The sequence below is a fragment of the Bacillus sp. EKM501B genome (assembly GCF_011800505.1).
GTDB classification, from domain to species: Bacteria; Bacillota; Bacilli; order Bacillales; family Bacillaceae_G; genus Bacillus_A; species Bacillus_A cereus.
In genome coordinates this window covers 647,846-660,479 of the sequence record NZ_JAALFZ010000001.1, presented here as the reverse complement: position 1 = coordinate 660,479, position 12,634 = coordinate 647,846, and the positions used below count along the sequence as shown (strand labels likewise).

The window sequence follows — 12,634 nt, the reverse complement described above, 5'->3', positions numbered from 1 at the left end:
ACTATATTAACTTTTATCATTCTAAAAATATTAAAGAAATTATATCATAAATCGACCATTTTCTTATTCTATATTTCCGATAGGCCTAATTTAAATATCAACATATCATAACAGCTCAAACTTCGTAACTAACTGAAAATAAAAAAAGTGCAAGAAGAATACCCCTATTCTCCTTGCACTTTTTACTATTATCACAGTGATTAAAGCGTTTACAAATTATTTCAAAATAATTAGTAAATCCATTCATTCATTAATTTTGAGTAGTCAACTAATTCTTCTTCTTTAAAGAAAATAGCAATCTCGCGCTCTGCGCTTTCTAAAGAATCAGAACCATGGATAATGTTTTTCGCAACAGTTACACCGAAATCTCCACGAATTGTTCCAGGAGCTGCTTCATGTGGTCTTGTTTTCCCCATCATGTTACGCGCTGTATCTACTACACCTTCACCTTGCCATACCATTGCGAACACAGGTCCAGATGTAATAAAGTCTACTAACTCACCAAAGAAAGGTTTTTCCTTATGCTCAGCGTAGTGTTGTCCAGCAATTTCCGGAGTGACTTGCATTAATTTTGCACCAACTAATTGAAAGCCTTTTTTCTCAAAACGAGCTACAATTTCCCCAATGAAGGCACGTTGTACACCGTCTGGTTTTACCATTAGAAATGTTTTTTCCATAAAAAATCTCTCCACTTCTGAATTATGTATGTAATTGTATATCCCCACACACATATTATCACCCTTATCACAATTGTGCAATAGTTTTGAAATAGAGAGATTATTTTATTTTTTAGAATAAACATTAAAATTTTCGTTTTCCAATATACTTTGCAACATTTTGTAATGCGTACTTTGCTTTTCCACGTGGGAGTGGTTTTATTATTTCTAAAGCTTTATGTAAATAACGTTCACTAAATGCAAATGCTTGATCAATTGCTGTACTATTTTTTACAGCATCAATAATTTCTTGTATTTCACTTGCTGTTGAATTTTCATGTACAGATGTGATTTTCTGACGAAGTACTGGATCTTCCATCGCATATAAAGCAGGAAGTGTAATATTCCCTTGTAGTAAATCTCCGCCAGCAGGTTTTCCAAGTTTCTCTTCTGTAGAAACGAAGTCTAAAATGTCATCAATAATTTGATAAGACATTCCTACAAAATACCCATACCAAAATAGACGATTTACCGTATCACGATTAGCACCAGCAGCAATCGCTCCCAATTGACAACTCGCGGCAATTAATAATGCTGTTTTTCGCTTTATTCTTCTTAAATACGTTCTTAAATTTTGGTCATAATTGTATTTATCTTTAATTTGTTCAATTTCACCTTTACAGACTTCTAAAATAGTATGTGATAACGCTTGATGCGCCTCTGGAATTTCGATATTTGTTATACATTCAAGAGACTTAGCGAACAGATAGTCCCCTGTATACATCGCAATACGATCTCCCCATTTCGCATTCACAGTCGCACTGCCGCGTCGTAAAAATGCAGCATCAATAACATCATCGTGAACAAGAGAAGCCATATGAATAAGTTCTAACGCAACAGCAACATGCTTAATCGCATCTAACTTATAATCTCCAAATTTCCCTGCAAGCAACACAAATACAGGACGAATTCGTTTCCCACCAGCTTCAATAAGCTGTAATGCTGCCTCTTCTACTAATGGCTGTTCAGAAGCGACTGTCTTTTTTAATTCTTTTTCTATCACATTAATATCCGATCGTAAAAAAGAGTACATAAGTTGTAACTTCATATTGTTCACCTTAACCTAAAACTTCTTTTTTCTATTTTGATTCTGGTTTAATACCTAAATGCATCGCTGCTACCCCAAAAGTAAATGGTTTCACTTGCACACGTTCAAGTCCAGCTTGCTCAAACATTTGAGCCAATTCTTTCATCCCTGGGAACGTACTAGCAGATTCTTGAAGCCATGAATACTCTTTATAACTTTTCGCAAACATCTTTCCAAATAACGGCATGATATATTTAAAGTATAAAATATACCCTTGTCGAAAACCAATCATTGTTGGTTGAGATGTTTCTAAACAGATTACTTTTCCACCTGGTTTTACTACACGCGTCATTTCTTTTAATACGTGCATATAATCCGGTACGTTACGTAAACCAAACCCAATCGTCACATAATCAAACGTATTATCTTCAAACGGAAGTTCCATTGCATTCCCATGTAGAAGTTCTACTTGTTTTAATTGTAACGCCTCTACCTTTTGCTTACCGACAGATAACATATTTTCACTGAAGTCTAAGCCAACAACCTTTCCTTGTTCACCTACGGCTCCAGCTAGCGCAATTGTCCAATCTGCGGTTCCACAGCATACATCAAGCGCTTGACTGCCTGGTTGTACATCCATAATTCGCATCGTTTCTTTACGCCACGCTTTATGTCTTTGAAAACTAATTACAGAATTCATCACATCGTATTTATCAGAAATCTTTTCAAATACGTCATGTACTCTTTCTTCTTTTGATTGTTGCATGCTCGTACCTTCTTCCAATGTAAAATTGCTTATGTCTTCTATTTATTCCTTAACACAGAATTTATTTCATTTATGTCTGTGTGATTTTCTAAAAAATTTTTTTCTTTCTTTCTCAATTCCTTCATCCAACCATTAATCACTACTTCTGCTTTATCCCCTAAAGCATCTTGCATAGCTTGAAAAACAGGCGAATGTTGCTTATCAGCATACAATTGAATTTCTTTTTGAAGGCGATTTCCACCTAATACGTATGTGATAAATGGCTTCCAATGTGATAACTGAAAATGATCACATGTTTTTTGAAGGAGCGCAGACTCAATCATTACTATGCTTTTCATTATGTCATCCGTCGTTTCATGCGCTTTTTGGTATAACATAATTTTGTGTTCATTTATCTCTTTAATTCCTTCAGCAAGTGCACGAATTAAAACAATATCACGATTCATAGACAATAAATAATAATATAGTCCACTATAGTAATCGCCTGCAAGTACTGTTAATTGACGACATTTATGGAATTCAATCTCTTCCTCGCCTGCTTTATTTGATACCCTTTCATGCGTATCAAGCGCAATTTGTACAAGCATAATTGTTACTACGTAATGCTCAATTTGTTCTATATGTAAGTTTGCACTCTTTAAAGCACCATATAACAATGCTATCTTTTCTTCATCAATAAATGGTTCTTCAATATAGTTTATAAAGTAAGGATGGCGTAATTTCTCCATCAATTTTTCTTTTATACCCGCATACCCTCCGTAGATGTCACACACAAAAAATCACCCTTGTTTTCTAATTCATAAAACTTATTATAACACATACACTCTATTTTCTATAACCAAAACTTGGCTACACCTACCATTCATGTAAGCAATCTTTCTAATCTCACTCTGTCTAGTTAAAACTATATCATTTATTTACTAAAAAAAAAAAGAAAAGCAGTTTCCCGCTTTTCTTTACTTCGTTTTAATAAACGATAAAATTTCACTGCGCGCTGCAGCATCATTTTCAAGCACACCACGCACTGCTGTCGTTACTGTTTTCGCACCTGGTTTTTTTACACCACGCATCGTCATACACATATGTTCTGCTTCTACTACTACCATTACACCATGAGGCTCTAGTACTTCCATAATAGAGTTCGCTACTGTTGATGTAATACGTTCTTGCAGTTGTGGGCGACGTGCAATTGTATCTACGGTACGAGCTAATTTACTTAACCCTGTCACCTTTCCACCTTGCGGAATATATGCAACGTGAGCAACTCCATAGAATGGAACTAAATGATGCTCACACATCGAATAAAATGGTATATCTTTTACTAGTACAAGCTCTTCGTGATCTTCTCCGAATACTTTATGCAAATGCTCTTTCGGATCTTCATGCATACCTGAGAACACTTCTGCGTACATTTTTGCAACACGCTTTGGTGTATCAAGTACTCCCTCACGATTTGGGTCATCCCCAATCGCCTCTAAAATAAGGCGTACTGCATGTTCAATTTGTTCTAAATTAACTTTTGCCATCCGCTAGCCCTCCCGAAAACCTAAAAGTGATACGAACACATTCTAGCATATTTATGTTTTTAAAAGCAAAAAGAAGAGTTCCCAAAAAGGAAACTCTTCTTCCCTGTTAATATGTAAGGATTATTTAACCGCATCTTTTAACGCTTTACCAGGTTTGAATGCAGGTACTTTACTTGCAGCGATTTCAATCTCCTCACCTGTTTGTGGGTTACGACCTTTACGAGCCGCACGCTCACGAACTTCGAAGTTACCGAATCCGATCAGTTGTACTTTATCACCTTGTTTTAAAGCTTCTAAGATAGAATCAAAAACAGCGTCTACTGCTTTTGTTGCGTCCTTTTTAGAAAGGGAACTTGCTTCTGCAACAGCATTGATTAAATCTGTCTTGTTCATGCCATTCACCTCCTCCCAAAGATAAGACTGTATAATGATCATAAAATGAGTCTTACTTTCATTTGTAGGCAATTTTTGCAAATTCTATACTACAAAGATGTAGATAAATCATTATCAACGCCTATATTATACGATTCTCCTTTATAATTCAATATTTTTAAGGAAATTGTTACTCTGAAAATGTGAAAATCTGATGAAACTTGACAATTTACAACAATGTATTAGATAATGACTGTTTATTTTTCTATTTTATAATCAAAAAAACAAAAAATCCCTCTACAGTGAGAGGGATTTTTTCTTATAGTATAATCGCAATTAATCCGCCAGATCCTTCATTAATAATTCTTTCTAGCGTTTCTTTTAATTTATATCTAGCATTTTCTGGCATTAAAGATAATTTCGCTTGAATTCCTTCTCGAACAATCGAGCTAAGTGAACGTCCAAATATATCAGAATTCCAAATTGATAACGGGTCATCTTCAAAATCTTGCATTAAATAACGAACTAATTCTTCACTTTGCTTTTCAGTACCAATAATCGGCTCAAACGTTGACTCTACATCTACTTTAATCATATGAATAGATGGCGCTACTGCTTTTAACTTCACACCAAACCTTGAACCGTGACGAATAATTTCTGGCTCATCTAAGCTCATATCCGCTAATGCAGGCGCTGCTACACCATATCCTGTTTGCTTAACCATACGCAGTGCATCCGCCACTTGATCGTACTCTATTTTCGCATGAGATAAATCGAGCATAAGCTTTAATAAATGATCTTTCCCTCGAATTTCTACTCCTACTACTTCTTTTAAAATCTGATCATATAATTCATCTGGCGCATATAAATCAATCTCCGCCACACCTTGCCCCATATCAATGCCAGCTAGGCTCGCTCGATCAATAAATTCATATTGACTAAACTGCCAAACAACGCGATCCACATCACGAAGACGTTTTATATCCTTCACAGTTTCTTGAACTGCTTCTTGATAACTTTGACGCAACCAATGCCCTTCATTTAGCACCATTACCCAGCTCGGAAGGTTCACATTCACTTCTAATACAGGGAATTCAAATAGCGCTTCACGAAGTACATTATATACATCTGTTTCTCTTAAACTCTCCACACTCATTGCAATAACCGGGATATCATATTCTTCTGATAAACTTTGGCGTAATTGCTCTGTATCTGGATGATACGGCTGTACCGTATTAATTATCATAATGAAAGGTTTTCCTACTTCTTTCAACTCATTTACAACGCGTTCTTCTGCCTCTATATAATCTCTTCTTGGAATTTCACCAATTGTTCCATCTGTTGTAATTACAACACCAATTGTTGAATGTTCTTGAATTACTTTACGCGTGCCGATTTCTGCAGCTTCATGGAATGGAATAGGTTCTTCATACCAAGGGGTATTAATCATGCGTGGGCCATTCTCATCTTCATAGCCCTTCGCTCCAGGAACCGTATATCCAACACAATCTACTAATCGAATATTCACTTCAAGTCCTTCATCTACTTCGATAGAAACCGCTTGGTTTGGAACAAACTTCGGTTCCGTCGTCATAATTGTACGACCAGCAGCACTTTGAGGCAATTCATCCTGCGCTCTTTGACGGTCAGACTCATTCTCAATGTTTGGAATAACTACAAGTTCCATAAATTTTTTAATGAATGTTGATTTCCCTGTTCGAACAGCTCCTACAACTCCAAAATAAATATCACCGCCTGTTCGTTCTGCAATATCTTTAAAAATATCTACCTTTTCCAAGTGATTCCCTCCCTCAAAATTTTTGGGAATAATTCCGCGTTTATAGTCAACTAATACCTTCTCTAACGTTGCCTATAATATCTGATATAATATAATGGTATTCTAGAAGTTCGGACAATATATCATATAATTTTGTCCAATTTCATATGACTATTAAAAAATATCTTTTGTTTGCATCGTAAGTTGTATAACATAAAAAACCTTTCTTCTAGAACTTATTCACTAAAAGAAAGGTTCATGACTTATCATTTTAAAAAAATTGGTTCTCCATCCTTTACTGTGTACGGTAAAGAATAAGCTGGTACAAACGGGGAACCTTTCGAAAGTATATTTCGAATATCTTCTCCCTCCGTAAACTGCCCTTCATTTTTTTTCAAAGCGTCATATAAGTCGATTCTATAATCAACAAAAACTTCTCCTTTTTCATTAATTACAAAAGGAAGTCCTTTACCAGAATATGGACTTGTCACTTGTGGCACATCTTTATATCCTAGTTTTTTGAAATCCAATTCATATACACCATCTGAAATTACTTTTTTAAAAGGTGGATATTGATGTTCATCACGATACATCCTAAGCTTTAAAGATAGTTCCTGAATTTGTTCAGCCATCCTAACATCAATTAACTTTACTGTTGGATTTGTTTCAACGTCTATTAATACGTATTGATATACTCCTCCACTTTCATACGCATTCCCTGGCGCTTCTTGTATGTAACGCGGGGCAATCTGTTGAAAATCGATCGGATACTTTTGATAAATAGGTGTACTCATATCCCTCGTCTTAATTGGCAATATCCCATCATTTTGCTCCTTAAATGTCACAACAGCTTTTTGAACAACCTGTAGCTGATCTTCATAAGGAACCGCATTTTGCTTCATATTTTCTTTCGGATACAGACACCCCGTTAAAAGGCTCATACAACAAAATATTAAAATAATATGTAATTTTTTCACTACCATCACCTTTTCATACTAATCTAATTTGCTCTGTATGTAGTATTTTCGAGACCATTCCATTTACTGCTGTACAGGTCCACTAAATACAACAAGAAAAATAACAATTCCTGACACAATCATAAGGGTGTACGCTACTAATGCTGTAATCCCTTTCAAAAATTTATTCTTTATTTTATGTCTACTTAATAAAATAAAACTTACTGCAAAAAACATAAATCCAATTGCCCCTAAAGCTAACCACATTTTCATAAGCCCTTCTGACATATACACACCCCTTTTTATCAATCTATTTTTATACTATTTTAACAAATTAAAATCTTTAAACAAATACAAAAAGAACATTTTACTACAAATTGCGAATATATAACTTTAATCAATAGGTTTTCCAGCATTTTTCACCAATCTAGACAAAAATAAAACCGAAGCGATTGTACCTCTCGCTTCGGTTGACCAAATATGCCCAAAAACAGCTCTATTCCCATTCTTTCATGGCTATCATATGCAATCTACAAACTCTTTGTTTCTCATAATTTATTTTTTAAACATTTTGCTTAACGAGCCAAAATCTGTTGGCATATTATTATTAATAATCGCTTTTACAATTTGATCCTCTTGCTCTTTCGGCACTTCACGTCCCGCCATAAGAGCCACTTGATGAATTAATTGACGAAGTACAGTTTCATCACGTAAATTCGCATTTTGCACGGATGATGCTAATTTAAAAATATCCTCTTTATTTACTTTCGCTTCCTTCTCAATATTATTAAAAATGTTATTATCCATTCTTTTCACCCTCTCCTCAAGTTACTCTTCATCCTATGCAAAAATGAAAAAATGGTGAAAAGACCCAAAAAATAAAAAAGCGACAGAAGTACAAATGTACTTCTGTCGCTTTTCTTTACAGTAAATCAGGTATAGCTTCCACTTCATGTTTTCGAACACGCCCCATCAATGAGCCTACCGCATCTTTTACGTTATTCCCATTGAACAGCACGTCATATAAAGCAGCTGTAATCGGCATTTCAACTTCCATTTTCTCTGCCAATTCATGAGCAGCTTTCGTTGTTCTTACACCTTCCACAACCATACCCATGCTTTCTAACACTTCTTCTAAAGAGTGTCCTTTTCCAAGCATATTTCCAGCGCGCCAATTTCGACTATGAACACTTGTACACGTTACAATTAAGTCTCCCATACCAGTTAGACCAGCAAACGTTAACGGATTCCCGCCCATTTTTCTTCCTAAACGAGCAATCTCTGTTAAACCACGTGTCATCAATGCCGCCTTTGCATTATCACCTAATCCAAGACCATCAGTTATACCAGCAGCTAATGCGATAATATTTTTTAACGCACCACCAAGTTCAACTCCAACGATATCTGGATTTGTGTATACACGGAAATAACTATTCATAAATAAATCTTGTACTTCCTCAGCCGCTTCCATACGCTTTGCTGCAGACGTAACTGTTGTCGCTTGTCGTAAACCGACTTCTTCAGCATGACTCGGTCCAGACAGTACAACAACATCTTTAATTAAGTGCTCTGGAATTTCTTCCTCAATCACTTCCGAAATACGTTTTGACGTACCAGGTTCAATTCCTTTGCTCGCATGAATCCAAGTAATTGGTTCAGTAACAATTTCTTTCATCTCTTGTAATACATCTCTGTACGCTTTCGTTGGTACTACTAACAGTACTGTATTTACATCTACTAATGCTTCTTCTAAAGAAGAGTAGGCTACGATTGTGCTTGGCAATGTAATGCCTGGGAGATATCGACTATTCTCATGTTTCGTATTAATTTCATCCATAAGTTCTGGGCGATTTCCCCAAATACGTACATCATGTCCATTGTCAGCTAATACCATCGCTAACGCTGTTCCCCAGCTACCTGCTCCTACTACTGTGATTTTTGTCATAAAATCACATCCTCTCCATTAGTCTCTTGCTCTAGCGATAATGTGAATCGGCGTTCCTACGAAGCCAAATGATTCACGTAAGCGATTCTTCAAGAAACGCTCATATGAGAAGTGCAATAATTCTGGATCGTTTACAAACACAACAAATGTCGGTGGTTTTACCGCAACTTGTGTTGCATAGAAAATTTTCAGACGGCTACCATTATGAGTTGGCGTCGGATTCATCGCTACCGCATCCATAATTACATCGTTTAATACGTTCGTTTGAATACGGATACTATGACTTTCATTTACCTCATCGATAACCGGTATTAATGTTTGTGTACGTTTTCTTGTTTTTGCAGATAAGAAAACAATTGGTGCGTATTCTAAGAATTGGAAATGAGCACGGATATTTTCTTCAAATGCTTTCATTGTTTTTTCGTCTTTTTTCACTGCATCCCATTTATTTACAACGATAACAACAGCTCGCCCTGAATCATGAGCATATCCAGCGATTTTTTTATCTTGCTCAATAATTCCTTCTTCACCATCTAAAACGACTAAAACAACGTCAGAACGTTCAATCGCTCTTAGCGCACGAAGTACACTATATTTTTCTGTACTTTCATACACTTTTCCTTTTTTACGCATACCAGCTGTATCAATAATTACATAATCTTTTCCATCTTTACTATATGGTGTATCGACAGCATCACGAGTTGTTCCTGCTACATTACTAACAATTACACGCTCTTGACCAAGAAGAGCATTTACAAGTGATGATTTTCCTACGTTTGGACGTCCAATTAAAGAGAAACGAATTGTGTCTTCATCATATCCGTCTTCTTCAATCTTTGGAAAATGTTGTGCAGCTTCGTCTAGTAAGTCACCTAACCCTAATCCGTGTGTACCTGAAATTGGGAATGGTTCGCCAAATCCTAATGCATAAAAGTCATAAATGTCACTGCGCATTTCCGGATTGTCCACTTTATTTACTGCAAGTACAACCGGTTTATTTGAACGATATAAAATTTTTGCAACTTCTTCATCAGCTGCTGTTACACCGTCACGACCGTTTGTCATAAAAATGATAACATCCGCTTCATCAATTGCTACTTCAGCTTGTTGACGAATTTGTGTCAAAAACGGCTCGTCTCCAATATCAATTCCGCCCGTATCAATAATGTTAAATTCATGATTTAACCATTCTCCAGCGCTATAAATACGATCGCGCGTTACACCTGGAATATCTTCTACGATTGAAACTCTTTCTCCAACAATTCTATTGAAAATAGTAGATTTCCCTACGTTCGGGCGACCTACTATCGCTATTACTGGTTTCGGCATATACTTTCATCCTTTCAACTTGCTTCTGTTTATTATGTAAAAAACCCTTCTTTGTGCAAGAAGGGATTTGCATTCCAGAATATTTCTCAACGTATCAAAACACCTCACATTATAACACACGTTGCTAATGTTTCACAATAATATATACATTCTCTTGTAAGCGATGTGCAATACCATCTAAAATTGCCTCTAAATTATTTGCAACAAATTCTAGTTCCTCTGTCGATTCGCAAACGAATAAAGGAGCACCACCTGCAAATTTTTCTGGAGTCGTTGTTATAACTGCCAGAATAACACTTTCTAACATCATCTCTTATCTCCCCTTCCTTTCGGGGCTTCCGATGACATATGGACAGCACTTTCTAACGTTGGTACATTTCCTATGACACCTATCGCTTTCTCTGCATCTTGATCTTGCGGCAGGACAAAAATCCCAACCCTGCCATCCTCTAAATCACGCTTTGCTAACGGTACAAGCGCTGGTGTACCAGAATCTCTATAAATCCCTAACGCTACTGAAACATCGTGTAAAATAGCTTGTCGTTGCCCTAAATTTGAGATTGTAACCATCGCATCAATTGATTTCGGCTTTAAAATAAAACCCATACCATATTTCATAATTTCTTCTTGTCTTGCTGGCAATCCAATATTCATAATGTAAATATTGTCAATATAAAGCCCCGCTCCTTCAAAACGAAGCGGAACGTGCTCAATTTCAACAAGATCATGTAGCCTTTTACCAGACATTAATTTTTTCGCAATAAAAAATGCGATTATAGCCATAATTACTCCTGCAATCCATGAACGGAATCCTATATACGCAAACGTCGTTGCAAACGACGTTAACATTGCCAAATAGTTGCGACTTTCAAAAACCAATGCAATTCCTTCAATGTATGTATTTCCACGCGGTACGAGCTCATACCCATCTAATTGTTGAAGCGTATTTCTTTCCATATTACGTACATCACGAAATTGTGTCGCTGCTAATGTAAGAAATGTAATGGCAGAAAAATCTTTTTTCAAAATAGACGGGATTGCAATCGCTCCTAAAGCAGCTGCAATTAACCCCATTGCAATATGAATAATTTTCCCATGTAGCCTCGTCGGATATTGCCGTGTATCCGTCCGAAGCATTAGCACCCTTGTAACTGTCCCCGCTATTACGCCGCATAAAATGGCTGGTGTATATTCAGTCATGTATTACCCTCGCCTTTCTTTTACGTGTTTTTCTCTTAAACCGTTCCATGTATACTGATGCTTTTGCAATCCAAAACAATATTGCCATGAATAATGTAGAAATGGCGACGATATCAAAAAATGCTAAACTACCGTAATCATATGGAAAATTCAATTTCCTAAAAATAAATGTCACTAGCAGCTCTCCTTGTAACATCCCTACATATAGAGAACATAATCGTAATATGCGATCTCCATGCAATAACACCGATGCATACACAAGACCACTACTTAGCAGAAACACTCTATCCACCACAATCCAAATCGGATCATATATTTCTAACAGATGAAAACTTGTATATAACATTGCAATAATAAGCGCCGAAAGTAAGCTATATAATTTTTTCCAGACAGAATATAGCGTGATCCCTATAAAAGAAATAATACAAAGTAAAAGAGCATTTACTGATACCACGAATGAGGCGATCGTTACATGTAACGGAGAGCAAATTATAAAAATCAGTATACAAGCGCCTAACTTCCACCGAATAAGGTCCTTTTTCATAAAAAAGGTTACAATGATCCACCCTATCCAAGCTACAAAATAAAAAGTACTTCCATCCATCAACTTCACCTCCTATGTTTTCCATTATGGGAACTTTTTATGAAAGTTAATCCACTTTATTTACGCATAGTTTTTTCTTATAACAGCAACACTTTTAACAAGGAGGTGTTATTCATTATGGGTAAAGATCGCCAAGAACGAAAACTACGAGAATCACGCCGCGTTGAATCCGATCGTGATCAATCACTACAATATCCAGGTGCAACTGGACTTGATACACCAGAACAGGCTCGAAAACAAAACCAGCACTAATTAACCCAAAAAGACGGTTTCAATATTGTACGAAACCGTCTTTTACATAATCAGTTTAATGTTTTCTATTTATATTGAAATAATATTTCGCACACTATATCCTCCCATTACTTCTTTTTATCTTCACCTATTCCTATTAAAAATTAAGTTCTCTCCAGTAATTC

Annotated in this window: 16 protein-coding genes; 1 reads left to right on the top strand and 15 read right to left on the bottom strand. The window is 36.1% G+C overall.

Features of this window, described 5'->3' with window-relative positions; genetic code table 11:
• Window positions 1-230: 230 nt before the first annotated feature.
• The 15 genes from ndk to HFD78_RS03425 all read right to left on the bottom strand — a co-directional run bounded on the left by ndk (window position 231) and on the right by HFD78_RS03425 (window position 12,218).
• Window positions 231-677 carry a nucleoside-diphosphate kinase gene (ndk, locus tag HFD78_RS03495; protein ID WP_000415883.1) on the bottom strand — a complete coding sequence of 149 codons (447 nt, stop codon included), beginning with the start codon at window positions 675-677 and terminating at the stop codon, window positions 231-233.
• 124 nt (window positions 678-801) lie between these two features.
• Complete coding sequence (gene hepT / locus HFD78_RS03490) at window positions 802-1,764, bottom strand: heptaprenyl diphosphate synthase component II (RefSeq protein WP_000776076.1); 963 nt, start codon at window positions 1,762-1,764, stop codon at window positions 802-804.
• A gap of 31 nt (window positions 1,765-1,795) precedes the next feature.
• The gene (gene menG / locus HFD78_RS03485) at window positions 1,796-2,509 is read right to left on the bottom strand and encodes a 2-heptaprenyl-1,4-naphthoquinone methyltransferase (RefSeq protein WP_001187674.1); all 714 of its coding nucleotides are present in this window, start codon (window positions 2,507-2,509) and stop codon (window positions 1,796-1,798) included.
• 38 nt (window positions 2,510-2,547) lie between these two features.
• Window positions 2,548-3,282, bottom strand: a complete 735-nt coding sequence (locus HFD78_RS03480; protein ID WP_000332845.1) for a heptaprenyl diphosphate synthase component 1 — start codon at window positions 3,280-3,282, stop codon at window positions 2,548-2,550.
• 183 nt (window positions 3,283-3,465) lie between these two features.
• A complete protein-coding gene (gene folE / locus HFD78_RS03475; RefSeq protein ID WP_001151482.1) occupies window positions 3,466-4,035 on the bottom strand; it encodes a GTP cyclohydrolase I FolE in 570 nt (189 codons plus the stop codon).
• A gap of 120 nt (window positions 4,036-4,155) precedes the next feature.
• Window positions 4,156-4,428: an HU family DNA-binding protein gene (locus HFD78_RS03470; RefSeq protein ID WP_001043860.1), complete on the bottom strand. Its 273-nt coding sequence runs from the start codon at window positions 4,426-4,428 to the stop codon at window positions 4,156-4,158.
• Window positions 4,429-4,726: 298 nt separating this feature from the next.
• Window positions 4,727-6,205 carry a stage IV sporulation protein A gene (spoIVA, locus tag HFD78_RS03465; RefSeq protein ID WP_000416519.1) on the bottom strand — a complete coding sequence of 493 codons (1,479 nt, stop codon included), beginning with the start codon at window positions 6,203-6,205 and terminating at the stop codon, window positions 4,727-4,729.
• 245 nt (window positions 6,206-6,450) lie between these two features.
• Window positions 6,451-7,161 carry a hypothetical protein gene (locus HFD78_RS03460; protein ID WP_000733112.1) on the bottom strand — a complete coding sequence of 237 codons (711 nt, stop codon included), beginning with the start codon at window positions 7,159-7,161 and terminating at the stop codon, window positions 6,451-6,453.
• A 63-nt stretch (window positions 7,162-7,224) separates the two neighbouring features.
• The gene (locus tag HFD78_RS03455) at window positions 7,225-7,428 is read right to left on the bottom strand and encodes a DUF2768 domain-containing protein (RefSeq protein ID WP_001289004.1); all 204 of its coding nucleotides are present in this window, start codon (window positions 7,426-7,428) and stop codon (window positions 7,225-7,227) included.
• Between the two features lie 267 nt (window positions 7,429-7,695).
• Window positions 7,696-7,947, bottom strand: coding sequence for a stage VI sporulation protein F (locus tag HFD78_RS03450; RefSeq protein ID WP_000369754.1), 252 nt, complete (start codon window positions 7,945-7,947; stop codon window positions 7,696-7,698).
• 115 nt (window positions 7,948-8,062) lie between these two features.
• Window positions 8,063-9,085, bottom strand: coding sequence for an NAD(P)H-dependent glycerol-3-phosphate dehydrogenase (locus HFD78_RS03445; protein ID WP_000161763.1), 1,023 nt, complete (start codon window positions 9,083-9,085; stop codon window positions 8,063-8,065).
• 18 nt (window positions 9,086-9,103) lie between these two features.
• A complete protein-coding gene (der, locus tag HFD78_RS03440; protein ID WP_001125893.1) occupies window positions 9,104-10,414 on the bottom strand; it encodes a ribosome biogenesis GTPase Der in 1,311 nt (436 codons plus the stop codon).
• 124 nt (window positions 10,415-10,538) lie between these two features.
• Window positions 10,539-10,724: a capping complex subunit for YIEGIA gene (locus tag HFD78_RS03435; RefSeq protein ID WP_000979059.1), complete on the bottom strand. Its 186-nt coding sequence runs from the start codon at window positions 10,722-10,724 to the stop codon at window positions 10,539-10,541.
• Complete coding sequence (locus HFD78_RS03430; protein WP_000141596.1) at window positions 10,721-11,614, bottom strand: YIEGIA family protein; 894 nt, start codon at window positions 11,612-11,614, stop codon at window positions 10,721-10,723. Before HFD78_RS03430 ends, HFD78_RS03435 begins: the two co-directional genes overlap by 4 nt.
• Complete coding sequence (locus HFD78_RS03425) at window positions 11,607-12,218, bottom strand: YphA family membrane protein (RefSeq protein ID WP_000349098.1); 612 nt, start codon at window positions 12,216-12,218, stop codon at window positions 11,607-11,609. The genes HFD78_RS03430 and HFD78_RS03425 overlap by 8 nt, the downstream gene beginning before the upstream one ends.
• Before the next feature lie 117 nt (window positions 12,219-12,335).
• Between HFD78_RS03425 and HFD78_RS03420 the strand changes: the two genes are divergently transcribed.
• On the top strand, window positions 12,336-12,470 hold the full coding sequence (locus HFD78_RS03420) for a YpzI family protein (protein ID WP_000513900.1): 135 nt from the start codon (window positions 12,336-12,338) through the stop codon (window positions 12,468-12,470).
• The last annotated feature ends 164 nt before the right edge of the window (window positions 12,471-12,634 follow it).